Raw genomic sequence first — 23,091 nt, 5'->3', positions numbered from 1 at the left:
GGTCCCTCTTCTACGCGGCGGCGGGGAAGTCCGTCGCGGGGGCGGAGTCCGCGGTGGCGTCCAGGTTGGCCTGGAGGGCCTGGACCTTCGCGGTGGCGTAGGCGTGCGAGTCCGAGCCGAGCACCTGACGCAGCGGTCCCTCACCGGTCCGCACGCGGTCGATGATCGCGGCGGCCCCCTTGACCGGGTCGCCGAGCTGGCTGCCCTGGAGCTTGAGATGGGACTCGACCATCTCGCGCAGCGCCGGGTAGTGCTCGGTGGTGGCGGTGGGCAGGGCGAGGGAGTCCTGGGTGAGGAAGTCGGTGCGGAAGTAGCCCGGTTCGACGATCGTCACGTCGATCCCGAAGTCGGCCGCCTCGGCGGCGAGCGCCTCGCTCAGGCCCTCCAGCGCGAACTTGCCGGCGCAGTAGAGCGCCCAGCCGGGCACGGCGGTCAGTCCCAGGACCGAGGACACGTTCACGATGTGGCCGGAGCGCCGCTCGCGCAGGACGGGCAGCGCGGCGCGCAGCACGTTCCAGACGCCGACGACCTGTACGTCGAGCATGTCGCGGACGTCCCGGCCGCTGGTCTCCTCGACCGCGCCGAGGAAGCCGTAGCCGGCGTTGTTGACGACGACGTCCAGGCCGCCGAAGTGGTCGGTGGTCCGGCGCACCGCCTGCTTCACCTGCTCGTCGTCCCGCAGGTCGACGGTGAGCGGGAGCAGGCGCCTGGTGTCGACGTCGTCGCCGAGCGCGGCGAGCAGTCGCTCGGACGACCGGGTGGTCGCGGCGACGCCGTCACCGCGCTCGAGGAGCTGCCGGACCAGTTCCAGTCCCAGGCCGCGGGAGGTGCCGGTGACGAACCAGGTGGCGGGTCGGTCGGTCGGGAAAGCCATGATCGTCCTCCTGTGGAGCGGGCCGTCCGGGGCGGTTCCCCGGTGTTCGGCATGACTCCAGACTGGAACCGCGAGGGCGGCCGTGGGCCCGCATATCCCGCCCTGCGCGACCGAGGACGCCGCAACCTAGGACGCGTGGACCCAGTCCGGGACGGCCGGTTTCGGCGACACTGGTGGCGTGGCCAAGACGAACAAGGAACTCGCCGACTTCCTGCGCCGGGCCCGAAGTCAGGGTGATCCCGCCCGGGCCGGGCTCCCCGCGGACGGACGGGTGCGCCGGGTGCCGGGTCTGCGGCGCGAGGAGGTCGCCTTCCTGGCCGGTGTCTCCACCGACTACTACACGCGCCTCGAACAGGGCCGGCCCATCACGCCCTCCCCGGCGGTGGTGGAGGCCCTGGGCCGGGCCCTCGGCCTCGACGCCACCGGGCGCGCGCATCTGCACGACCTGATCGGCGGCGGTGCGGCACCCGGGCGGCGGCCCCGGCCGGTCCAGCGGGTGCGTCCGGGGCTCTACCAGCTCCTGGACTCCCTCGACGGCGAGCCCGCGCTGGTCCTGGGCCGCCGTACCGACATCCTCGCCGCGAACCGGATGGCCAAGGCGCTGTTCAGCGACTTCGACCAACGGCCGCCCAGGGAGCGCAACTACGCGCGCTGGATGTTCCTGGACGACGACGCCCGCTCCCTGTTCGTGGACTGGGAGGACCAGGCGCGGGCCGCGGTGGAGAGCCTGCGGTTCGAGGTCGGGCGGGCCCCCGACGACCCGGCGACGCTCGCGCTCGTCGAGGATCTGCGCGCCCGCAGCCGGGCGTTCGACGAGTGGTGGGAGCAGCACCGCGTCCACCAGCGCACGTACGGCTCCAAACGGCTCCGCCATCCGCTCGTCGGCGAGATCACCGTCGACTTCGAGACGCTGGCGCTGCCCGGCGACCCGGACACCACCCTGTTCGTGTACACGGCCGAGGCCGGGTCCGCGTCGAAACGGGCCCTGGACCTGCTGGCCAGTTGGACGCTCACGGACGCGCCGGGCGCGCGTGCGGACCACGCGCCGGAGTCCTGACCCGCCCGGGGCCGCCGCAAAATCGTTTGGCGGCGGCCGGGCCCGTGCCTACCGTTCGCCGTGATGGCGATGTCGTTCCGGAAGCCGCCGGAGAACCAGCACGAGATCGTCGTCCGCGACCGCAGAGGGCCGGACGTCCGGCTGCCCGCGCAGCCCGTGGGCCCGACCATGGCGCACGACCTGGTGCACGCCGTCGTGGAGACCGCCCTCGGCATCGAGGACGGCTTCTGGGGCGCCACAGCGCGCGGGGCCGGCTTCCAGGTGTTCCTCCTCGTCACCCCGGGCCGGCACCGGCGCTCGGGCCTGAAGGTGCTGCGCCGGGACGGCGACGCGGTGCCGGCCGCCGAGCTGCGGGTGAACTGGGCGTACCGGGACTGGCGCGGCCTGCCCACGGAGGGCCGCGGGGTCGGTCCCGCGCCGCTCACCGGGGACGAGCCGGCCAGGACCGGGCCACGCCTGGACGCCGCCGCGGCACACTGGGCGGCCGTCCCGGAGGGCGGGGACCGGTCTGGCGCTGGGGCACGGACCGTCGGCCCGGCGCGCTGCGTACCCTTGCGGCATGCGGATGCGCCCCACTCTCGTCTGGACGCCGGCCGAGGACTGGCCGGCCGGCACCACGGACCTCGCTCCGGTCGTCGACGCGCTCGACACGGGCGGGGTGCTGGTGCTCAGCGGGGCGGGGATCTCCACCGAGTCCGGCATTCCCGACTACCGGGGCGAGGGCGGCAGTCTGAGCCGGCACACCCCGATGACCTACCAGGAGTTCACGTCCAGCGCCCAGGCCCGCCGCCGGTACTGGGCGCGCAGCCACCTGGGCTGGCGGACCTTCGGCCGGGCCCACCCCAACGCCGGGCACCGGGCCGTGGCCGCGTTCGGACGGCACGGCCTGCTCACGGGTGTGATCACGCAGAACGTGGACGGTCTGCACCAGGCCGCGGGCAGCACCGACGCCGTGGAGCTGCACGGCGGCCTCACGCGGGTGGTCTGCCTGTCCTGCGGGACCTTCAGCCCGCGCGCCGAGCTGGCCGCCCGGCTGGAGGAGGCCAACGCGGGCTTCGACCCGGTGGCCGCCGCGATCAACCCGGACGGTGACGCCGACCTCACCGACGAGCAGGTCAGGGACTTCCAGGTGCTGCCCTGCACACGCTGCGGGGGCCTCCTCAAGCCGGACGTCGTGTTCTTCGGCGAGAACGTCCCCCCGGCCCGCGTCGAGCGCTGCCGCACGCTGGTCGCCGAGGCGACGTCGCTGCTGGTCCTGGGCTCCTCGCTGACGGTGATGTCCGGGCTGCGGTTCGTACGGCAGGCCGCCGAGGCGGGAAAGCCGGTCCTGATCGTCAACCGCGACCCGACCCGGGGCGACCGCCACGCCCTCACCCGGGTCGCGCTCCCCCTGGGCCCGGCCCTCACGTCGGTCGCCGCCCGCCTGGACATCCGGGTCGACTGAGGCGCCGCTACGCGCGGTTCCGCCGTTCCAGTTCCTCGGCATGGTTGTGCGCGGCGGCGCTGCCCTGTCGTCCGGGCGACAGCTTCACGACCGCCTTGTCGCTCTTCGGGTTCCCGCTCAGGCAGGCCCCTCAGCGTCCGGCACGACACCCTGCGCCAGGTTCCGCGCGACCGGCCCCGGAACGCCCCCTACCTGCATGGAAAGGCACATGCGGGGCAGACGGAGTCTCTGACCCGGGGAGGATGTGTATGACGATCACGGAGCAGTCCGCCGAGACCGAGGCCGCCGAGGCCCCCTGCTGCGGACGGCATGACAGCCCGCCCGCCGCGCCGGACGACGAGAAGCCTGAGACGCCCGAGACGCCGCGCGAGCGCGTCAACCGGCGCTGGAACGAGGTCCTTCAGGAGACGCGGGTCGCCCAGACCGGTGTGCAGATCCTCTTCGGCTTCCTGCTCAGCGTGGCGTTCACCCCGCTGTTCCGGGAGCTGGAGGCGCTGGACAAGGGCATCTACGTCACGACGGTGGTGCTCGGCGCGTCGGCAACCGGATCGCTCATAGCGCCCGTGTCGATCCACCGCTTCCTGTCCGGTCAGCGCATGAAGGACGAGCTCGTGGAGGCGGCCGGCCGGCTGATGATGTTCGGCATGGTCCTGCTGGCGCTGACCATCGGCTGCACGCTTCTGCTGATCCTCCGCTTCGTCGTGCCGGGCGTCCTCGCCGAGGTGCTCGTCGGCGGCGTCATGCTGTGGTTCGGCCTGTGCTGGTACGTCCTGCCGCTGCACCTGCGCCGCCGTGCCGAGCGCCGCGCCCGCACGCAGGACGCGTAGGGTGCCCTGCCCCGGTGGCCATGGCGATCACGGCCCCTCGTCGTCCGACACACCCCCCGACGACTCCCGCACCACCAGTTCCGTCGGCAGCATCAACTGCTGCCGTTCCGCGCCCGGTTCGGTGATCTCGGCGAGGATGCGGACCATCGCGCCGCCCAGCTCCTCCACGGGCTGACGGACCGTCGTCAGCGGCGGGTTGGTCCAGCGGGCGTGCGGGGAGTCCTCGAAGCCGACGACCGCCACATCCTCCGGCACCTTCCGCTTCTGGCGCCGCAGCTCCTCCAGCGCGCCGATCGCCATGAGGTCGGAGGCGGCGAAGACGGCGTCGAGGTCGGGGGCTCGTTCAAGAAGCGAACGCATCGCCCTGGAACCGCTCTCCCAGCTGAAGTCGCCCACCTCGACGAGGTCCTGGCGGGCGGGCACACCGGCCCCGTCGTGCGCCGTCCGCCAGCCCTCGAGGCGGCTGCGGCCGACGTCCATGTCGAGCGGACCGGCGATCGCGGCCACCCGTTTCCGGCCACTTCCCAGGAGGTGGCGGACCGCCTGGATCGCTCCCCCGGTGTTGTCCGCGTGGACATAGCTCAGGGCCTCGTCCGCGTCGCGGCGGCCTGCGAGGACCGTGGGCAGGCCCATCTCCTCCAGCATGGCGGGCAGCGGGTCGTCGGAGTGCACGGACACCAGCAGGACGCCGTCGACGCGGCGGGTGGCCACGGACTCGGTGAGCTGCTCCCGTTCGGCCTGGTCGCGGACGAGCATCAGCTGGAGCTGGGTGCGGCTGTCGGCGAGGGCCTGGCTGACGCCCCTGATCAGGGCGGCGAAGAAGGGCTCCGAGCCGAGACGGCTCGCGGACTCGGGGATGACGAGGGCCACCGCGTCGGTCCGGCTGGTGACCAGACCGCGGGCGACCGAGTTCGGTACGTAGTTGAGCTCCTTGATCGCCGCGAGGACTCTGGAGCGCGCCTCGGCGCTGACCAGTTCCGAGCCGTTCACGACGCGGGACACCGTCGTACGGCCCACACCGGCGCGGGCCGCGACCGTCTTGATCGTCGGACGGCGGTTCCCAGCCATGCGCTCCCCTCCCTGCATCCGCGGCAGCTCCCTCCGCGTAGGTGACCAGCGCCAATTCTGGCAGACGGCACCGTCGGAGAGGTGGCCCGTCCCGGGACGAAAAATGAACGCGAATCGTGCGGAACGACGGTTCTTCGCGTTCAAGTCATTGACAGATGCGCTCGCTCCGGAGAGTCTGCCATCCATCGCTGGGAACGTGCCCACCCGAGATTGGGCACGTTCCCACCACTCGCCGGAGCCGCTGCGGTCATCGTTTTCGTGTCGGGGACACGTCTGCGCAGGCCGTTGGGAGGAGAACCATGAGCAGTCTCGGATCGTTGCGCGGAAAGAGGCTGGCGGCAGCAGCTGCGGCCGTCAGCGCGCTGGCCCTCGTCGCTGGTTGCAGCAGCGGTGACGACTCGGTCACGGGCGGCGGCAAGAAGGACGGCAAGGTCACCATCACCATGGGCCTGTTCGGGGTCATGGGCCTGAAGGAGACCGGCCTGCTGGAGCAGTACGAGAAGGAGAACCCGAACGTCACGATCAAGGCGGAGATCGCCGGTGACGAGCAGACCTACTACACCGCGCTGCAGACCAGGCTCGCCGGCGGCAAGGGCCTGAAGGACATCCAGGGCATCGAGATCGGCCGGGCCAAGGAGATCACCGAGACCCAGGCCGACAAGTTCGCGGACTTCTCCGACGTCTCCGGCACCGACCACTTCCTGCCGTGGAAGGAGTCCCAGATCAGCACCAAGGACGGCAAGGTGCTGGGTCTGGGCACCGACATCGGCCCCATGGCCGTCTGTTACCGCAAGGACTACTTCGAGCAGGCCGGCCTGCCCACCGACCGCGAGGAGGTCGGCAAGCTCTGGGAGGGCGACTGGAGCAAGTACGTCGAGGTCGGCCGCACCTTCAAGAAGGACTTCAAGGGCGACAAGGTCGCCTACATGGACTCCTCCAGCGGTCTGTTCAACGCGATGGTCTACGGCTACCCGGAGCAGTACTACAACGAGAAGGGCGACCTGATCTACGACTCGAACCCGGTCGTGAAGGACGCCTGGAAGCTCTCCGCCGACGCCGCCGAGGGCGGGCTGACGGCCAAGCTCCGTCAGTTCCAGCCGGGTTGGGACCCCGGTCTGGCCAACGGCACGTTCGCGACGGCCGTGTGCCCCGCGTGGATGCTCAGCCACATCAGTGAGAAGGCCGGCGACGCCAACAAGGGCAAGTGGGACGTCGCCCGGGCCCCGAAGGGCGCCAACTGGGGCGGTTCCTTCCTCGGTGTGATCGAGCAGAGCCCGGTGAAGGAGGAGGCCAAGAAGCTCGTCGCGTGGCTGACCGCGCCCGAGCAGCAGGCCCACATCTTCAAGGAGATAGGCAACATCCCCTCCTCGAAGACGGCCCTGGACAACCCCGACGTGAAGAACGCCAAGTCGGAATACTTCGACAACGCGCCGATCGGTGAGATCTTCGGCGCCGCCGCCCAGGAGATCCCGGACAAGCAGGTCCTCGGCCGCAAGGACGGCACGATCAAGGACACCTTCTCCCAGGGCCTGGCCCTGATCGAGCAGGGCACCAAGCGTGACGAGGCGTGGGAGACCACCACGGAGCGCATCGAGAAGGCCGTCGGCTGACCCGATGCCCACCGCGGCCGCCCGGGCCCGCACGCGTGATCGCGGGCGGGTCCGGGGCCGGCCGTCCCCAGCCCCACTCAGGAAGGAAGTCCGGTGGCCACCTCCACCACCAAGGCCCTGGCCGGCGAGGAGCCGCCGGCCCCGCCCGGCACCGAGGGCGACGCGTCCGCCCGGCGGCGTGGCTCCCTGCTGCACCGGCTCGACGTCAAGGGCGCGCCGTACGCGTTCGTCGCACCGTTCTTCGTGGTCTTCGCCGCGTTCAGCTTCTACCCGCTCATCTACACGTCGTGGATCTCGCTGCACCATGTGGAGCTGGCCACCCTCGATGTACGGGAGTGGGTGGGCCTCGACAACTACACCGAACTGTGGCAGGACGAGCGCTTCTGGAACGCGCTGACGAACACCATCACCATCGGTGTCATCTCGACCGTGCCGCAGCTGCTGATGGCGCTCGGTCTGGCGCATCTGCTCAACTACCGGATGCGCGCCTCGCTGTTCTTCCGGGTCGCGTCGCTCGTGCCGTACGCCACGTCGGTCGCCGCCGCCGCGCTCGTCTTCACGATGATCTACGAGCGTGACTTCGGCATGATCAACTGGGCGCTCGGCTCGATCGGCATCGACCCGCTGGACTGGGAGGCCGAGAAGTGGCCGTCCCAGGTCGCGATCTCCACCATCGTCATCTGGCGCTGGACGGGGTACAACGCGCTGCTCTACCTGGCCGCGATGCAGGCCATCCCGGCCGAGCGCTACGAGGCGGCGTCCATCGACGGTGCCTCCCGCTGGAAACAGTTCACCAACGTCACCGTGCCCGGGATCCGTTCCACGATCGTCTTCACCATCGTGCTGTCGACGATCGGCGCCACCCAGCTCTTCGGTGAGCCGCTGATCTTCGGTCAGGGCCCCAACGGCGTCACCGGCGGCGCGGACAACCAGTACCAGACGCTGGGCCTGCTGCTGTACGAGGAGGGCTGGAAGAACTACCAGATGGGCCGCTCGGCGACCGTCGCCTGGGCGATGTTCCTGCTGCTCGTCCTCGCCTTCGCCGTACAGCGCCTGATCAAGCGCCTGCGGGCCCGTTCGTCCTGACCTGGAGCCGACATGACCACTCAAAGCCTCCCGGTCCGGACGAAGACCCCGGCCCGGACCCCCGAACCGACGACCGGCCGCGGCGGCCGCCGGCGCCTGCTGCGGATGCGCGCCGGACGCCAGCACCACGCGGGACCGCTCGCCTACGTCCTGCTCGCCGTCATGGCGATCCTGTCCATCTTCCCGCTGTACTGGACGATGGTGGCGGCGTCGACGGACAACACCCGGGTCAGCCAGACCCCGCCGCCGTTCCTGCCCGGCCCCAACCTGTTCAGCAACCTCGCCCGCGCCTGGGACGAGGCGGCCATGGGCAAGGCGATGGTCAACAGCCTGATCGTGGCCGGGGTGATCGCCCTGTCCACGGTGCTGTTCGCGACGCTCGCCGGATTCGCCTTCGCCAAGCTGCGGTTCAAGGGGCGCAACATCCTGCTGATGCTGGTGATCGGCACGATGATGGTGCCGCCGCAGCTCGGTGTCGTCCCGCTGTTCATGATGATGTCCGAGCTCGGCTGGTCGCAGCAGCTGCCCGCCGTCATCTTCCCGACGCTGGTCAGCGCGGTCGGCGTGTTCTTCATGCGCCAGTACCTGTCGGAGGCGCTGCCGGACGAGCTGGTCGAGGCCGGACGCGTGGACGGGGCGCACTCGTTGCGCATCTTCTGGAGCATCGTGCTCCCGGTGGCGCGGCCCGCCATGGCCGTCCTGTTCATGATCACGTTCGTGCACGCCTGGAACGACTTCTTCTGGCCGTTCGTGGTGCTCGACATGACCAACCCGACGGTTCCGGTCGCCCTCACCCAGCTCAGTGCCGGCTATGTCCGCGACCAGTCGCTGATCATGGCGGGCGCGCTGCTCGGCACGCTTCCGCTGCTGGCGATGTTCATCGTCTTCGGACGGCAGATCGTCAGCGGCATCATGGCCGGCGCCGTCAAGGGCTGACCCCGCACACCGGCCCGGCCGCACCTCGCCGGGCCCGCTCAATCCGTGTCGGCCCTTCGCTCCACGCGAACGGCCCCACTTCTGAAAGGACTTCCGTGGTCACCGCTGCACAGCAGAGCGAGTCCGGCATCGACGGCACCCGCACCTTCCCCAAGGGCTTCCTCTGGGGCTCCGCGACCGCCTCGTACCAGATCGAGGGGGCGGCCGCCGAGGACGGGCGCACGCCGTCGATCTGGGACACCTACGCCAGGACGCCGGGACGGGTCCGCAACGGCGACACCGGTGACATCGCCACCGACCACTACCACCGCTGGCGCGAGGACGTCGCGCTCATGGCCGAACTCGGCCTGGGCGCCTACCGGTTCTCGCTGGCCTGGCCCCGTATCCAGCCCACCGGGCGCGGCCCCGCCGTGCAGAAGGGCCTGGACTTCTACCGGCGTCTGACGGACGAGCTGCTGGAGAAGGGCATCCAGCCCGTCGCCACCCTCTACCACTGGGATCTGCCGCAGGAGCTGGAGGACGCCGGCGGCTGGCCGGAGCGGGCCACCGCCGAGCGGTTCGCCGAGTACGCGGCGATCGCCGCCGACGCCCTCGGTGACCGGGTGAAGACCTGGACCACGCTCAACGAGCCCTGGTGCAGCGCCTTCCTGGGCTACGGCTCCGGTGTGCACGCTCCCGGCCGGACCGACCCGGTGGCCGCGCTGCGCGCCGCGCACCACCTCAACCTGGCGCACGGCCTGGCCGTGCAGGCGGTGCGCGACCGTACGCCGTCCGGCACCCAGTGCTCGGTCACGCTCAACATCCACCACGTCCGCCCGTTGACGACACGGGAGGCCGACGTCGACGCGGCCCGCCGGATCGACGCCCTCGCCAACCGGGTCTTCACCGGCCCGATGCTCCAGGGCGCCTACCCGGAGGACCTCTTCAAGGACACGGCGTCGCTGACGGACTGGTCGTTCGTGGCCGACGGGGACCTGGAGCGGATCCACCAGCCGCTGGACTTCCTCGGCGTCAACTACTACACGCCCACGCTGGTCTCCGAGACGGACGGCAGCGGTACGCACAACTCCGACGGGCACGGCAACAGCCCGCACAGCCCGTGGCCGGCCGCCGACAGGGTCTCCTTCCACCAGCCGCCCGGCCCCACCACCGCCATGGGCTGGGCCGTCGACGCCACCGGTCTGTACGACCTGCTGCGCCGGCTGTCGCAGGACTTCCCGCGGCTGCCTCTGGTGATCACCGAGAACGGCGCTGCGTTCGACGACTACGCCGACCCGGAGGGGCGGGTCAACGACCCGGCGCGGATCGCGTACGTCCGCGACCACCTGGCCGCCGTGCACCGGGCCATCGCGGACGGCTCCGACGTACGGGGCTACTTCCTGTGGTCCCTGCTGGACAACTTCGAGTGGGCCCACGGCTACAGCAAGCGCTTCGGCGCGGTGTACGTGGACTACCCGACCGGCAGGCGCATCCCGAAGGCCAGCGCCCGCTGGTACGCCGAGGTGACCCGCACGGGCGTGCTGCCCGGCGCCTGACCGGAGTCCGGGGCGGCGGCTCCCCCGGCCGCCCCACGGGTCCGCCCCCGCGCCGAGGAGGGGACGGGGGCAGACCCCTTCCGGGCGGGCCGCGCACACGCGCGGCCCGCCCGGCTTTCCCGTACGCCGAACCCGCGCGAGGGCCGCGTCCGGTGTGCGCTCAGCCCTGCCGCGGTGGTGCAGTGCTCCGGCGTATCACCAGGTGGGTGGCGAGTTCGATGCGCTGGGCGCCGGTGCCGGGTTCGTCGGGGCGGACGAGCATACGGGCGGCCTCCTCGGCCATGGTGCGCAGCGGCTGGTGGACGGTGGTGAGCGGCGGGCTCGACCACTGGGCGAGCGGCACGTCGTCGTAGCCGACCACCGACAGGTCCTCGGGCACGCGCAGACCCTTGACGCGGGCCGCCTCCAGGACGCCGAGCGCCTGGAGGTCGCTGCCCGCGAAGATGGCCGTGGGGCGGTCGGGGCCGTCCAGCAGGGACATGGCGTGCTCGTAGCCGCCCTGGACGTGGAAGTCGCCGAAGCGCGTCAGCCGGGGGTCGCACTCCAGGCCGGCCATCGACATCGCCGAGCGGTAGCCGTCGAGCCGGGCCAGTGAGCACAGCATGTCCTCGGGTCCGGTGACGATGGCGATGCGCCGGTGCCCGAGGTCCGTGAGGTGACGGGTGGCGGCGAGACCGCCCGCCCAGTTCGCGGAGCCGACCGAGGGCACGTCCGGGTCCGGGTCGCCCGCAGGGTCGACGATGACGAAGGGGATCGCCGCCGCCCTGAGCCGCCGTTTGACGTCCTCGCGCAGGGTCGAGAAGACCAGCACCACGCCCATCGGCCGGCGTTGCAGCACTCCGGGCAGCCAGTCGGGGCCGGGGGTGTGCCGGGTGCCGCTCTCGGTGAGCGCGACGGTCGCCCGGTTGTCCCGGGCGACGTTCTCCACGCCCCTGATCAGCTCCATCGCCCAGACGCTCTCCAGTTCGTGGAAGACGAGCTCGATGAGCGGGGAGCGCGACGCCGCCTGGGCGCGCCGCCGGTAGCCGTGGACCTCGAGCAGGTGCTCCACCTTGGCGCGGGTCGCGCGGGAGACGTCCGTCCGTCCGTTCAGGACCTTCGAAACTGTCGGCATGGAGACACCGGCTTCTTTCGCTACCGCCGCCAACGTGACTCTGCCGCTCACCTCTTCGTCTTCGTGCATGAACGCAGGATAGGCCACCGCCGATCGGTAACGGTTCGGTCGAGTAGCGACATGACCGTTGACCGGATGTGGGCTCTGACCTACTGTCCCACCGCATGGACTTTCGGCGATGAGGCCGAAACTTTCGAAAGGCGAACGATGAAGACACGTGCGCGCTTGCCCAGACTGGTCGCCTGCGGTGCGACGCTCACTCTCGCGCTGACGCTCTCGGCCTGTGGGGACGGCGACGGGGGCTCGGGGTCCGACGGCAAGATCCATGTCCTGGTCTACGGGGACGCCACCAACAAGGTGGAGAAGCAGCTCGTCGAGAAGTTCAACAAGACCTCCGACGTCAAGGTCGTCCTCGACACCCTCCCCGGTGCGGACTACCAGAAGAAGCTGCAGACGATCATCAACACCCCGCAGGCCCCGGACGTCTTCTTCAACTGGGGCGGCGGCAGCATCAAGCCGTTCGTCAAGGCCGGCCTCCTGATGCCGCTCGACGACTTCATCGAGAAGAACCCGGACCTGGAGAACAAGTTCCTGCCCTCCGTGTTCAACAACGCGGTGGTGGACGGCAAGCCGTACGGCGTCCCGATGCGCGGCACCCAGCCCGTCCTGCTCTTCCACAACAAGAAGGTGCTCGACGAGGCGGGCGTGAAGCCGCCGAAGACCTGGGACGAGCTCCTCGAGGCCGTCAGCGCGCTGAAGGCGAAGGGCGTCACCCCGATCGCGCTCGGCGGCGGCGACATCTGGCCGACCCAGATGTGGTTCCAGTACCTCTACGACCGCGTGGCCGGCCCGGAGCTGTTCGCGAAGGCCCTCGGCGGCGACAAGAGCGCCTGGGAGAGCCCGGACAGCAAGAAGGCGCTGGACATGATCAGGGAACTGGTCGACGCCGGGGCCTTCGGCAAGAACTACGACTCGGTCAAGTACACCAACGCCGGCTCCGTCCAGCTGGTCGCCTCCGGCAAGGCCGGCTTCGAGCTGATGGGCTCCTGGTACTACTCCCAGCAGCTCACCGACCACCCGGACTTCGCCGAGAAGAGCCTCGGCTACACCGCCTTCCCGACCGTCTCCGGCGGCAAGGGCGACCCGAAGAACGTGGCCGGCAACACCAACAACTACTACTCGGTCATGAAGAAGACCAAGCACCCCGAGGCCGTCGCCGAGTTCCTGAAGCTCATGTACTCCGACGACTTCGTCAAGGCGCAGATGGACATCGGCAACCTGCCGACGACCACCAACACCAAGGACTTCCTCGACCAGGCCGCCGACCCGAAGTACTCCCGCTTCCAGTACGACCTGGTCGCCGACGCCCCGTCGTTCCAGCTGTCGTGGGACCAGGCGTACCCGCAGAAGGCCAGCTCGGACATGCACAAGGCCATCCAGCAGTTCTTCAACGGACAGCTCGACACGGACGGCTTCATCAAGGCCATGCAGGCTCTCCCGACCGACTGACGAACGGCTCATGACCACACAGATCACGAGCGCCCGGCCCGCCGCCGGCCCCCGCAAGGGGGCCCGGCGGCGGCCGCCCGCCTCGAACGCCACGAAGGTGGGCCGCCCGAGCTTCGCCTGGGCGCTGCCCGCCGCACTGTTCTTCGCCCTCTTCGCGATCGCCCCGCTGGTCATGGTGGCGGTGCTGTCCTTCATGACCTGGGACGGCATCAGCTCCCCCCAGTTCGTGGGCATGGACAACTGGTCGCGCCTGATGGACGACCCGGTGATGCTGAACAGCATCTGGCTGACCCTGCTCCTGACCGTGCTCGGCGTCGTCATCCAGACACCGCTCAGCATCGTCCTCGGGGTCTGGGCGGCCGGCAACCAGCGCAACCGCGCCGTGCTGTCGGTCATCTACTTCATCCCGCTGCTGCTGTCCGCCACGGCCGTCTCCGTGCTCTGGCGGGCGCTGCTCGACCCGAACTTCGGCATCCCCGCGGAGGCCACCTGGCTGTTCGGCGACGGCAACCTGTTCGGCGAACAGGCCACCGCCATCGGCGTCCTGGCGTTCGTCAGCACCTGGCAGTTCACGCCGTTCCACACGCTGATCTACCAGGGCGCCGCCCGTGCCGTCCCCGAAGTCCTCTACCAGGCCGCGGAGATCGACGGGGCCGGCCGCTACCGCCAGTTCTTCCACATCACGCTGCCGCAGCTGCGCAACTCGATGATCACCTCGATGATCCTGATGATCGTCGGCGGTCTGACCACCTTCGAGACGGTCCTGATCCTCACCCAGGGCGGCCCCGGCACCGACACCACCATCAGCGCCTACTACATGTACGACAAGGCGTTCCAGGGCTTCGACTTCGGCACCGGCTCGGCGATCGCCCTGGCCCTGGTGGTCGCGGCCACGATCATCTCGCTGGTCGTCGTCCGGGTGTCCGGCTACGACAAGATGCGCAGCACCATGGAGGGTGTGTCATGAGGCGCCGCCCCAACTACCTGGCCGGCGCCGGCTCGCTCGTCTGGCTGTTCGTCGTCGGTCTGCCGCTGTACGTGATGCTCGCCGCGACGCTGCGCACCCGGCAGGACTACGCCGAGAACGGCCCGGTCTCCCTGCCCGACAGCTTCACCCTGGACAACTACGCCGGCGCCTTCGACTCGGGCTTCGGCCAGTACTTCGTCAACACGCTCGTCGTCACCGGCTGCGTGATCGGCATCGTGCTGCTGCTGGTCCCGCCGCTCGCCTACGCGATCGTCCGCAGCCGCGGCCGGACCACCTCGGCGATCTTCCGGCTGTTCCTGCTCGGCCTCGCGATCCCGGCCCAGGCCGTCATCGTGCCGATGTTCTACCTCATCAGCGAGGCCGGGCTGTACGACAACCTGCTGGGCGTCATCCTGCCCACGGCGGCGTTCTGTCTGCCGATGTCGGCGCTCATCCTCAGCGGCAGCATGCGGGACATATCCCCGGAGCTCTACGAGGCCATGGCCATGGACGGCGCGAGCCCGCTGCGCATGTTCTTCCAGCTCGTGATGCCGCTGTCCCGGGGCGGGCTGTCCACGATCGTCGTCTTCTCGGCACTCCAGGCGTGGAACGGCTTCCTGTTCCCGCTGGTCCTCACCCAGTCCGACTCCACCAAGGTCGTCACGCTGGGTCTGTACAACTTCCAGACCGAACACGGCATCGACATCCCCGGTCTGCTGGGAGCCGTGGTCCTGTCCATGGTGCCCATCCTGCTCGTCTACCTGTTCGCCCGTCGCGCCCTCGTCCGGGGCCTGATGGGTGTCGGAGGAAAGTGAACACCGACGTGGCCGTAGAGACCACCCCCGAGACCCCCCTCTGGAACGACCCCTCCCACCCCGTCGCCGCCCGGGTCGACGCGCTGATCGGCGCCATGACCCTCCAGGAGAAGATCGCCCAGCTGTACGGCGTCTGGGTCGGCGCCTCCGACCAGGGCGGCGAGGTCGCCCCGCACCAGCACGACATGGAGGAGGCCGTCGACCTCGACGCGCTGCTCCCCACCGGTCTGGGCCAGCTCACGCGGCCCTTCGGCACCGTGCCCGTCGACCCCGCCATCGGCGCGCTGTCCCTGATGCGCACCCAGGCCCGGATCGCCTCGGCGAACCGCTTCGGCATCCCCGCCCTCGCCCACGACGAGTGCCTGGCCGGCTTCGCCGCCTGGGGCGCCACCGCCTACCCCGTCCCGCTGTCCTGGGGTGCCACCTTCGACCCCTCGCTGGTCCGCGCGATGGCCGAGGCGATCGGCCGTGACATGCGGTCCGTCGGCGTGCACCAGGGCCTCGCCCCGGTCCTCGACGTGGTGCGCGACGCCCGCTGGGGCCGGGTCGAGGAGACCATCGGCGAGGACCCGTACCTCGTCGGATCCATCGGCACCGCCTATGTGGCCGGCCTGGAGTCCGCCGGGATCGTCGCGACCCTCAAGCACTTCGTCGGCTACTCGGCCTCCCGCGCCGGACGCAACCTCGCCCCCACCTCCGTGGGCCCCCGCGAACGCGCCGACGTGCTGCTGCCGCCGTTCGAGATGGCGATCCGCGAGGGCGGGGCCCGCTCGGTGATGCACGCCTACACCGACACCGACGGCATCCCCTCCGCCGCGGACGAGGCCCTGCTGACCGGACTGCTGCGCGACACCTGGGACTTCGACGGCACCGTCGTCGCGGACTACTTCGGCATCGCCTTCCTCAAGACGCTGCACGGGGTCGCCGGTGACTTCGGCGACGCCGCCGGCGCCGCCCTGAAGGCCGGCGTCGACGTCGAGCTGCCCACCGTCAAGACGTTCGGGGCGCCCCTCGTCGAGGCCGTCACCGAGGGCCGCGTCCCGGAGGAGATCGTCGACCGCGCCCTGCGCCGCGTCCTCACCCAGAAGGCGCACCTCGGGCTGCTCGACGCGGACTGGAGCCCCGTGCCGCCCGCGCTCGACGGCGCCGACCTGGACGACGCCGAGGCGCTGCGCGGCCGGATCGACCTGGACCGCGCGGCGAACCGGGAACTGGCCCGGCGGATCGCCGATCAGGCCGTCGTCCTGCTCGGCAACGACGGCACGCTGCCGCTGACCCGGCCCCGCCGGATCGCCCTCGTCGGCCCCAACGCGGCCGAGCCCACCGCGGTGCTGGGCTGCTACTCGTTCCCCCTGCACGTCGGTGTGCAGCACCCCGAGTTCCCCGTGGGGCTCGAACTGCCCACGTTGCAGGACACGTTGACCGCCGAGTTCCCCGACGCGGAGATCACCGCCGTCCGGGGCACCGGCGTCGACGACGGGGACCTCTCCGGCATCGCCGCGGCGGTCGACGCGGCGCGTGACGCGGAGGTCGTCGTCGCCGTCCTGGGCGACCGCGCGGGCCTGTTCGGACGCGGTACGAGCGGTGAGGGCTGCGACGCCGAGTCGCTGGCCCTGCCCGGCGCCCAGCAGCAGCTCCTCGACGCGCTGCTCGACTCCGGCACGCCGGTCGTCACCGTCCTGCTCGCCGGGCGGCCGTACGCCCTCGGCCGGGCCGTCGACGAGTCCGCGGCGATCGTCCAGTCGTTCTTCCCGGGCGAGGAGGGCACCCGTGCGATCGCCGGTGTGCTGAGCGGCCGCACCAACCCGTCCGGGCGGCTGCCGGTCAGTGTGCCGCGTGGCGCGGGTTCGCAGCCGTCCACCTATCTCGGTGCCCGGCTCGCCCAGGCCAGCGAGGTCTCCAACATCGACCCGACCCCGGCGTTCGGCTTCGGGCACGGGCTGTCGTACACCACGTTCGCGTGGAGCGACCTGACGGTCGGCACCGAACAGGCGGCCACGGACGGCGAGTTCGCGCTCTCCCTGACCGTCCGCAACACCGGTGACCGGGCGGGGACGGAGGTCGTCCAGCTCTATCTGCACGACCCGGTGGCGTCCGTCGTACAGCCCGTGCAGCGGCTCGTCGGCTACACCCGCGTCCCGCTGGAGCCGGGCGAGGCACGCCGGGTGCGGGTCACGGTCCCGGCGGACGTCGCCTCGTTCACCGGCCGCGACGGGCACCGGGTCGTGGAGCCCGGCGAGCTGGAGCTCCGGCTGGCCGCGTCCAGCACCGACGCGTGTCTGACGGCGACGGTCACCCTGACCGGGCCGGTGAGGCGGGTGGACCACACCCGGCGCTTCCACGCGGTCCTCACCCAGGAGCCCGTGGACAAGGACTGAGGGGCACCGTCTCGGATGTGAGCGCACAGCGAAGGGCCCGGCCGAAGCCGGGCCCTTCGCTGTGCGGTGACGGTGTCAGGTCACCATCGGTACCAGCGGCCGCGACCACCACCTGCCGTGGTGGAGCGCATCACGAAGCCGAGCAGCCACACGACCAGAACCACGACCGCGATCCACCACAGGGCCTTGAGGGCGAAGCCCGCACCGAACAGGATGAGGGCCAGAAGCAGGACAAGAAGCAGGGGAACCATAGTTATCAACCTCCTGACCCTCGATTGCCCTGCGATCCTCAATCCATACACCGAGGTTGCCTTGTTTATACAGGGGAAGCCGGGGCAGACGGTGACGTTGCGACAAGGGGGGCGATGAGTATGGCGGCGGGCGCCGGTCTATAGGAGCAGTACCGCCCTCGCATCCCCCGGGAGTCCCGCCATGACCGCCATCTACACGTTCGACGTCTTCTCCAGTCTCGACGGCTTCGGCGCCGCCGGCGGCGACTGGACGGGCTACTGGGGCAAGCAGGGCCCCGAGCTCCTCGACCACCGCCTCTCGCTCTACGGCGAGGAGCAGCGGATGGTCTTCGGCGCCCACACGTACCGCGTCTTCGCCCAGCTGATCGCCTCGGACACGGACGAGGCGGTGCACGACCCGTGGGTGACCCGGATGCGGAACACGCCGGCCACGGTCGTGTCGAACACGCTCGAGGAGCCCCTCGACTGGCCGGACGCCCGGGTCGTCGGGGGTGACGCCGTGGACGTGGTCGCCCGCCTCAAGGAGGAGTCGGACGTACCGCTGCGCTCGCACGGCAGCCTGTCGATGAACCGGGCACTGATGGCGGCCGGCCTCGTGGACCGCATCCAGGTGACACTGTTCCCCGTGATCACCGGCAAGAGCGGACTGGACCCGATCTTCCAGGGCGCGGCCGACTTCGACCTCGAACTGATCGACCACCGGACGCTCGACGGCCACATCCAGGAACTCACCTACCGGCCGACCCTGCATCCCTGAGTCCGCCGCCCGTACCGGCCCACGTGCCCCGAGCCCAGGAGGGTTCGGGGCACGTCCGCGTTCTGATGCCCGGTCAGTTCACCGCCTCCTGTGCGCGGCGTCACAGACATGGATGCGATCCAAGTTGCCCGCATCACAGCGGAAATGCCCGAATAGGCCCAAGCTCGACTCGGACGCACACGCCCGAACTGGGCCTTGTCGGCGTCGATTTGGATACGCCCCACCTAAGTGACGCACACCACAGCGCTCGTGCCGTACGCCCCGCGCTTCCCGTGACGACGTACGCCCCCCGCTTTCCGCAGAGAGGTGCCACCCATGCCCGCGTTCCTGAGCCCCCCTGCCGTGATCCACGGCGAGCACACCGTGAAGACCAGCGAGATCGTGGCGGACGTCCTCGGCCGGCACCCGGACGCGGCCTGGGCGCCGCGTGTCGAGAGCATCGCTGCCAGTACGGGGATCGAGGCCCGCGGCTGGATGCTGCCGCTCCAGGCCGCCGTCGCCCCCGGCCGGGGCGACGGGCTGCCGGCCGCCGGTGCCGACGCGACGCGCGCGGCGCTGGCCGGCGAAGGCCTCACGGGGCCTGACGCGGACCGGGTGATCGCCGCCCTGGAGTCGATACCCGCACCGCAGACCGTCGCCGAGCGCACCGCGCCCGCCTGGGCCGCCGTCCAGGAGTACGGCGAGCGCGCGGCGCGCGGCGCCCTCCAGATCGCCGGTCTGGACGCCTCGGACATCGACTGCGTGATCACCAGCAACTCCACCACGCCCGCCCTGCCCGGTCTGGACGTCTCCCTCGCCAACCGGCTCCCCCTGCGGGACGACGTCCTGCTGCTTCCCGCCACCCAGTGGGCCTGCATCGCCGGGACCCGCTCGCTGGCGCTGGCCGCCGACCTGGTGGCCGCGGACCCCGACCGGGTGGTCCTCGTGGTGATCTCTGAGGCGCTGAGCACGACCTACCAGCCCGCGGACGACACCCTGGAGTCCCTGATCGTCCGGCTGCTGTTCGCCGACACGGCGGTCGCCGCCGTCGTCACCGGCCGCCCGCGGCCCGAGTCGGTCCTGCGGCTGGACTCCGCCTGGAACCACACCCTGCCCGGCACCCAGGACCTGCACCGCCTGGAGACCCGTGCGGACGGGACGCATTTCGTGATGGACCGGCGCGGCCCGCGTGCCGTGCAGGAGACCGTCACCGCGATGTGGGCCTGGCTCCAGGAGCGGTACGGGGAGGACCCCGAGGCCTGGCACCCCGACGTACTGCTCGCGCACCCCGGCGGGACGCGGGTGCTGGAGTACATGGAGCAGACGATGCCCGAGGCGTGGCCGGCTGGACTGCTGGAGTTCAGCCGGGACAGCTACACCAGCGGCAACCGCGGCGGAGCCGCCGTGTTCGACATCATGCGGCGGGCGTACGACGCCGGGCAGCCGGCGGGCAGCCGCGCCGTGCTGTACGCGGCGGCACCGGGCCTGACGGCCACGGCGCTGGAAGGTCGGTGGCTGTAGGCCTCAGCGTCCCACCGAGGCCCAGACCACCTTGCCGTCGTCGGTCCAGCGCACGCCCCACCGGGTGGTGAGCCCGTGGACGACGTGCAGTCCCCGGCCGCCGTCGCCGAGAAGGTCCTTGCGGCCGAGCCGAGGCCTGCCGTTGCCCTTGTCCCCCACCTCGCACAGCAGCTGGCCGTGTCCGCCCCTGATCAGCCGGACCGTGAGGGGCCCGCGGGCGAAGCGGACCGCGTTGGCGACCAGCTCGCCGACCACCAGCAGCACGCTGTCCCTGGTGTCCTCGCGGGTGCCCCACCGCTCCAACAGCCCGGTGACCAGTGCGCGCGCCCGGGCCGCCGCGTCACCGCGGGCGGGCAGCCGCCACGTCGCGGTGTCCTCCTTGCGGTAGCCGATCATGCGGGCGAGCAGCAGGGTGACGTCGTCACGCCGGTGCGCGGGCGCCAGCGAGCGGACGACACGCCGGGCCGCCTCCTCCAGGGGGTCCCACGGATGCACCGCCGACACCGCGTCGGACAGCCTGCCGATGCCCTCGTCGATGGACATCGCCGGATCCTCCACCAGGCCGTCCGTGTAGAGGGCGAGCATCGAGCCGGGGGGCGCGGCGAACGCGTACACGTCGAACGGCTCCCGCAACGCGAACTCGGCGCCCAGCCCGGGGTGCGGGCGGACCGCGACCGGTCCGGCGGTGCCGTCCGGGGGCACGAGGATCGGCGGCAGATGACCGGCGCTGGCCAGCTCCACCCGGTGGCTGACCGGGTCGTACACGGCGATGCAGCAGGTCGAGCCGAGGGCGCTGTAGCCGGCCGCGAGCCCCGACTCCGCGTCGTCCAGCAGCGACACCGTGTCGTCCAGGTGCTCCAGCACCTCGCCGGGCGCGAGCCCCGCGGACAGCAGCGCGCGGGCCTCCATGCTGAGCTGCCCCATGGTCGCCGCCGCGCCAAGGCCGTGCCCGACCACGTCCCCGACGACCATCGCGGTACGGCCGTCCGGCAGCGGGAAGCTGTTGACCCAGTCGCCGCCGACGCCGGCGCTGTCCGGGGTGGCGGGCTGGTAGACGCTGGCGGTCTCGATGGTGTCGCCGGCGGACCGGGGCAGCAGACGGCGCTGCAGCGCCAGGACCTGGGTGTGCTCGCGCTGGTGCTGCCGGGCGAGGTCGACGTGGTGGGCGGTGCGGGCCACCAGTTCCTGCAGGTCGAACAGCTCGCCGTCCTCGAAGGGCCGGTCGGCGCGCCGCCAGACCTCGGCCACGCCGAGGACGACGGGCGGCTCGCCGTCCAGCACCAGGGGCACACACGCCACGCAGGCCGCCTGGTCGCCGGGGATCAGGGTGCGGGCGAGGCGGGGGGTGCCGAGGACCCGCTCGACGGCCGCCCGGTCGGGCAGGACGACGGCCTGCGCGGGGTCGTCCCGGCGGATCGCGTGGGACAGCAGGCGGCTCGCGTCGGCGGGCAGGTCGTCACCAGGGGTGACATAGCCGTCGGGCCAGGCCCGGTCCGGTACGAGGGCGGCGCGGCGGAGCCGTACGCGGCCCTGCGGGCGGTCGGTGACCACCTCGCCGGTCCACACCGCGAAGTCGAGGTCGATGGCGGCCACGTCACCCCAGGCCAGCAGGGACTCGGCGAGGGACTGCGCGGTCTCGCCGATGTCCAGGGAGGTGCCGATCGCGGTCTCGGCGGCGTACAGGTGGAGCCGTCGCGCCATGGCGATCAGGGAGATGGTCAGGCCTTCCCGGGGTCCCGCGGCGGACAGGATGCTCATGGAGACGACCAGCTCGGAGCCGTCGCGGCGGCGCAGCCGCTGGACCCGGGCGACATGCGGCTCGCCGGTCTCGAGGACCTGGCGCAGCCGCCGGGTCACCGTGGGGACGTCCCAGGGCGGCAGGAGGTCGACGAAGGGCATCCCGGGGACGGGGTCCACTCCCGCGAAGACGGGCGCGTCCAGGTTGGAGTCGGTGATCCTGAGATCCCTGTCGACGTTGACCGCGCCGAGTATCTGCTCGGGACGCCCGGCGCCCCGCCGGGGTTTTCCCTCCCCGCGCGACGCGGCCGACTCGTCGATGTCCCCGGTGTCCTCGGCGTCGCCGTGCGGGATGTACTCCCCCAGCGCACCGCTGACCATGTCGAACGGTGACGCAGACGACGGGGGAGGCGTGGAGTCCATGCGGTTCTCTCAGCTCGCTCGCCGGCCACGGCACCGCGCCGGCGCCGTACCGGAGCCAGGGTGACGGGGTCCCGAGATCTCTGGCCGCACACCCCATTCAATAACACCCCGGTCCGCTTCGCCCACAGCAGCGGGCCGGACGCCGGTCACGCGGAGTGACGTACGTCCGGGGCCCTGCGGACGCCTCCCAGGTCGGGGCCTCCGTATCCTCGTCCCCGTGTCACTCCCCCGTCTGCACCGTGTCGCCGTCCTCGTCAGCGAGGGCGCCAAGCCGCTGGACGTCGGCATCCCCGCGCAGGTGTTCACGACCCGGGCGAGCATGCCGTACGAGGTGCGGGTGTGCGGGGCGACGCCCGGGCTGGTGACCGGCGGGGACGGCCTGTCGTACGCCGTCGCGCACGGTCTCGACGCGCTGGCCTGGGCGGACATCGTGTTCGTGCCCGGCTACCGGCATCCGGACCGCGACGACCCGCCGCGGCCGGTCGTCGACGCGCTGATCGAGGCGCACACGCGCGGGGCGCGGCTCGCCGCCATCTCGACCGGGGCCTTCACGCTCGCCGCCACCGGTCTGCTCGACGGGCGGCGCGCGACCACGCACTGGCACTACACGCGGGCGCTCGCCGCCCGCCATCCGCGGGTCCAGGTCGACGAGAACGTCCTGTTCGTCGACGAGGGCAGCGTGCTGACGTCGGCCGGTGCCGCCTCCGGAATCGACCTGTGCCTGCACATCCTGCGCGGCGACCTCGGGGTGGCCGCCTCCAACCACGCGGCCCGCCGGCTGGTGGCGGCCCCGTACCGCAGCGGCGGCCAGGCCCAGTACGTGCCGCGCAGTGTGCCCGAGCCGCTGGGCGAGCGGTTCGGCGCCACCAGGGAGTGGGCCCTGCACCGGCTCGGCGAGCCCCTGACCCTGGACGTCCTGGCGCGGCAGGCGGGGGTGTCGGCGCGCACGTTCTCCCGGCGTTTCGTGGAGGAGACGGGCTACACGCCGATGCAGTGGGTGATGCGGGCCCGGATCGATCTGGCCCGTGAGCTGCTGGAACGCTCCGAGCGCAGCGTCGAGCAGATCGCCGCCGACGTCGGGCTGGGCACCGGCGCGAATCTGCGTCTGCACTTCCAGCGGATCCTCGGGACGACGCCGAGCGACTACCGGCGCACGTTCACGCGCGGCGAGTAGGCCGCCTGGGGACGGCCCTGGCGACATCC

The 23,091-nt window shown here is 71.4% G+C and carries 19 protein-coding genes; 14 read left to right on the top strand and 5 right to left on the bottom strand.

What is annotated here, in order from left to right; genetic code table 11:
* Nucleotides 1-10 precede the first annotated feature (10 nt).
* Complete coding sequence (locus DC008_RS33590) at nucleotides 11-874, bottom strand: SDR family NAD(P)-dependent oxidoreductase (RefSeq protein ID WP_108710247.1); 864 nt, start codon at nucleotides 872-874, stop codon at nucleotides 11-13.
* 178 nt (nucleotides 875-1,052) lie between these two features.
* Between DC008_RS33590 and DC008_RS33585 the strand changes: the two genes are divergently transcribed.
* From DC008_RS33585 to DC008_RS33575, 3 genes are all read left to right on the top strand, one after another.
* Nucleotides 1,053-1,931 (top strand): helix-turn-helix transcriptional regulator, encoded by an 879-nt coding sequence (locus DC008_RS33585; RefSeq protein WP_108710246.1) that lies wholly within the window; start codon nucleotides 1,053-1,055, stop codon nucleotides 1,929-1,931.
* 559 nt (nucleotides 1,932-2,490) lie between these two features.
* A complete protein-coding gene (locus DC008_RS33580; RefSeq protein ID WP_108710245.1) occupies nucleotides 2,491-3,375 on the top strand; it encodes an NAD-dependent protein deacetylase in 885 nt (294 codons plus the stop codon).
* Nucleotides 3,376-3,623: 248 nt separating this feature from the next.
* Nucleotides 3,624-4,202 (top strand): DUF6328 family protein, encoded by a 579-nt coding sequence (locus DC008_RS33575; RefSeq protein WP_108710244.1) that lies wholly within the window; start codon nucleotides 3,624-3,626, stop codon nucleotides 4,200-4,202.
* Between the two features lie 27 nt (nucleotides 4,203-4,229).
* Here DC008_RS33575 and DC008_RS33570 read toward each other — a convergent pair whose 3' ends face one another.
* Nucleotides 4,230-5,270: a LacI family DNA-binding transcriptional regulator gene (locus DC008_RS33570; protein ID WP_108710243.1), complete on the bottom strand. Its 1,041-nt coding sequence runs from the start codon at nucleotides 5,268-5,270 to the stop codon at nucleotides 4,230-4,232.
* A 299-nt stretch (nucleotides 5,271-5,569) separates the two neighbouring features.
* Here DC008_RS33570 and DC008_RS33565 point away from each other — a divergent pair, with 299 nt between their 5' ends.
* The 4 genes from DC008_RS33565 (at nucleotide 5,570) to DC008_RS33550 (ending at nucleotide 10,437) form a co-directional block, all read left to right on the top strand.
* Nucleotides 5,570-6,880, top strand: a complete 1,311-nt coding sequence (locus DC008_RS33565; protein WP_108710242.1) for an ABC transporter substrate-binding protein — start codon at nucleotides 5,570-5,572, stop codon at nucleotides 6,878-6,880.
* A gap of 93 nt (nucleotides 6,881-6,973) precedes the next feature.
* Entirely contained in the window at nucleotides 6,974-7,966 is a 993-nt protein-coding gene (locus tag DC008_RS33560; RefSeq protein WP_055620299.1) for a carbohydrate ABC transporter permease, read from the top strand.
* A 12-nt stretch (nucleotides 7,967-7,978) separates the two neighbouring features.
* Complete coding sequence (locus DC008_RS33555; RefSeq protein ID WP_108710241.1) at nucleotides 7,979-8,902, top strand: carbohydrate ABC transporter permease; 924 nt, start codon at nucleotides 7,979-7,981, stop codon at nucleotides 8,900-8,902.
* Between the two features lie 95 nt (nucleotides 8,903-8,997).
* A complete protein-coding gene (locus tag DC008_RS33550) occupies nucleotides 8,998-10,437 on the top strand; it encodes a GH1 family beta-glucosidase (protein WP_108710240.1) in 1,440 nt (479 codons plus the stop codon).
* A gap of 160 nt (nucleotides 10,438-10,597) precedes the next feature.
* On the opposite strand, the gene DC008_RS33545 is transcribed toward DC008_RS33550, so the two are convergent.
* Nucleotides 10,598-11,620 (bottom strand): LacI family DNA-binding transcriptional regulator, encoded by a 1,023-nt coding sequence (locus DC008_RS33545; protein WP_108710983.1) that lies wholly within the window; start codon nucleotides 11,618-11,620, stop codon nucleotides 10,598-10,600.
* A gap of 138 nt (nucleotides 11,621-11,758) precedes the next feature.
* On the opposite strand from DC008_RS33545, the gene DC008_RS33540 reads away from it, so the two are divergent.
* Genes DC008_RS33540 through DC008_RS33525 form a run of 4 tightly spaced genes read left to right on the top strand, consistent with a single transcriptional unit; the run spans nucleotide 11,759 to nucleotide 17,220 of the window.
* Nucleotides 11,759-13,060, top strand: a complete 1,302-nt coding sequence (locus DC008_RS33540) for an ABC transporter substrate-binding protein (RefSeq protein ID WP_108710239.1) — start codon at nucleotides 11,759-11,761, stop codon at nucleotides 13,058-13,060.
* Between the two features lie 10 nt (nucleotides 13,061-13,070).
* Nucleotides 13,071-14,027 (top strand): carbohydrate ABC transporter permease, encoded by a 957-nt coding sequence (locus DC008_RS33535; protein ID WP_055620294.1) that lies wholly within the window; start codon nucleotides 13,071-13,073, stop codon nucleotides 14,025-14,027.
* Nucleotides 14,024-14,842 (top strand): carbohydrate ABC transporter permease, encoded by an 819-nt coding sequence (locus DC008_RS33530; protein WP_108710238.1) that lies wholly within the window; start codon nucleotides 14,024-14,026, stop codon nucleotides 14,840-14,842. Before DC008_RS33535 ends, DC008_RS33530 begins: the two co-directional genes overlap by 4 nt.
* Nucleotides 14,839-17,220 carry a beta-xylosidase/alpha-l-arabinosidase gene (locus DC008_RS33525; RefSeq protein ID WP_108710237.1) on the top strand — a complete coding sequence of 794 codons (2,382 nt, stop codon included), beginning with the start codon at nucleotides 14,839-14,841 and terminating at the stop codon, nucleotides 17,218-17,220. Before DC008_RS33530 ends, DC008_RS33525 begins: the two co-directional genes overlap by 4 nt.
* 80 nt (nucleotides 17,221-17,300) lie before the next feature.
* Here the strand turns inward: DC008_RS33525 and DC008_RS33520 are convergent, their stop codons facing one another.
* On the bottom strand, nucleotides 17,301-17,471 hold the full coding sequence (locus tag DC008_RS33520) for a hypothetical protein (protein WP_055620292.1): 171 nt from the start codon (nucleotides 17,469-17,471) through the stop codon (nucleotides 17,301-17,303).
* A 181-nt stretch (nucleotides 17,472-17,652) separates the two neighbouring features.
* Between DC008_RS33520 and DC008_RS33515 the strand changes: the two genes are divergently transcribed.
* Together DC008_RS33515 and DC008_RS33510 are read left to right on the top strand one after the other, a co-directional pair.
* Complete coding sequence (locus tag DC008_RS33515) at nucleotides 17,653-18,228, top strand: dihydrofolate reductase family protein (RefSeq protein WP_108710236.1); 576 nt, start codon at nucleotides 17,653-17,655, stop codon at nucleotides 18,226-18,228.
* Between the two features lie 315 nt (nucleotides 18,229-18,543).
* Complete coding sequence (locus tag DC008_RS33510; protein WP_108710235.1) at nucleotides 18,544-19,728, top strand: beta-ketoacyl-[acyl-carrier-protein] synthase family protein; 1,185 nt, start codon at nucleotides 18,544-18,546, stop codon at nucleotides 19,726-19,728.
* 3 nt (nucleotides 19,729-19,731) lie between these two features.
* On the opposite strand, the gene DC008_RS33505 is transcribed toward DC008_RS33510, so the two are convergent.
* Nucleotides 19,732-21,888 (bottom strand): SpoIIE family protein phosphatase, encoded by a 2,157-nt coding sequence (locus DC008_RS33505; RefSeq protein ID WP_108710234.1) that lies wholly within the window; start codon nucleotides 21,886-21,888, stop codon nucleotides 19,732-19,734.
* 217 nt (nucleotides 21,889-22,105) lie between these two features.
* On the opposite strand from DC008_RS33505, the gene DC008_RS33500 reads away from it, so the two are divergent.
* Nucleotides 22,106-23,062, top strand: a complete 957-nt coding sequence (locus DC008_RS33500; RefSeq protein ID WP_108710233.1) for a GlxA family transcriptional regulator — start codon at nucleotides 22,106-22,108, stop codon at nucleotides 23,060-23,062.
* Nucleotides 23,063-23,091 lie beyond the last annotated feature (29 nt).

This window comes from Streptomyces nigra (assembly GCF_003074055.1).
GTDB lineage: Bacteria > Actinomycetota > Actinomycetes > Streptomycetales > Streptomycetaceae > Streptomyces > Streptomyces nigra.
This window is presented reverse-complemented; position numbering and strand designations above follow the sequence as displayed.

Coding starts and splice junctions, on each gene's coding strand:
- DC008_RS33590 (WP_108710247.1), bottom strand. CDS start 874: ATGGCTTTCCCGACCGACCGACCCGCCACCTGGTTCGTCACCGGCACC.
- DC008_RS33580 (WP_108710245.1), top strand. CDS start 2,491: ATGCGGATGCGCCCCACTCTCGTCTGGACGCCGGCCGAGGACTGGCCG.
- DC008_RS33575 (WP_108710244.1), top strand. CDS start 3,624: ATGACGATCACGGAGCAGTCCGCCGAGACCGAGGCCGCCGAGGCCCCC.
- DC008_RS33570 (WP_108710243.1), bottom strand. CDS start 5,270: ATGGCTGGGAACCGCCGTCCGACGATCAAGACGGTCGCGGCCCGCGCC.
- DC008_RS33565 (WP_108710242.1), top strand. CDS start 5,570: ATGAGCAGTCTCGGATCGTTGCGCGGAAAGAGGCTGGCGGCAGCAGCT.
- DC008_RS33555 (WP_108710241.1), top strand. CDS start 7,979: ATGACCACTCAAAGCCTCCCGGTCCGGACGAAGACCCCGGCCCGGACC.
- DC008_RS33545 (WP_108710983.1), bottom strand. CDS start 11,620: ATGCACGAAGACGAAGAGGTGAGCGGCAGAGTCACGTTGGCGGCGGTA.
- DC008_RS33540 (WP_108710239.1), top strand. CDS start 11,759: ATGAAGACACGTGCGCGCTTGCCCAGACTGGTCGCCTGCGGTGCGACG.
- DC008_RS33535 (WP_055620294.1), top strand. CDS start 13,071: ATGACCACACAGATCACGAGCGCCCGGCCCGCCGCCGGCCCCCGCAAG.
- DC008_RS33530 (WP_108710238.1), top strand. CDS start 14,024: ATGAGGCGCCGCCCCAACTACCTGGCCGGCGCCGGCTCGCTCGTCTGG.
- DC008_RS33520 (WP_055620292.1), bottom strand. CDS start 17,471: ATGGTTCCCCTGCTTCTTGTCCTGCTTCTGGCCCTCATCCTGTTCGGT.
- DC008_RS33515 (WP_108710236.1), top strand. CDS start 17,653: ATGACCGCCATCTACACGTTCGACGTCTTCTCCAGTCTCGACGGCTTC.
- DC008_RS33510 (WP_108710235.1), top strand. CDS start 18,544: ATGCCCGCGTTCCTGAGCCCCCCTGCCGTGATCCACGGCGAGCACACC.
- DC008_RS33505 (WP_108710234.1), bottom strand. CDS start 21,888: ATGGACTCCACGCCTCCCCCGTCGTCTGCGTCACCGTTCGACATGGTC.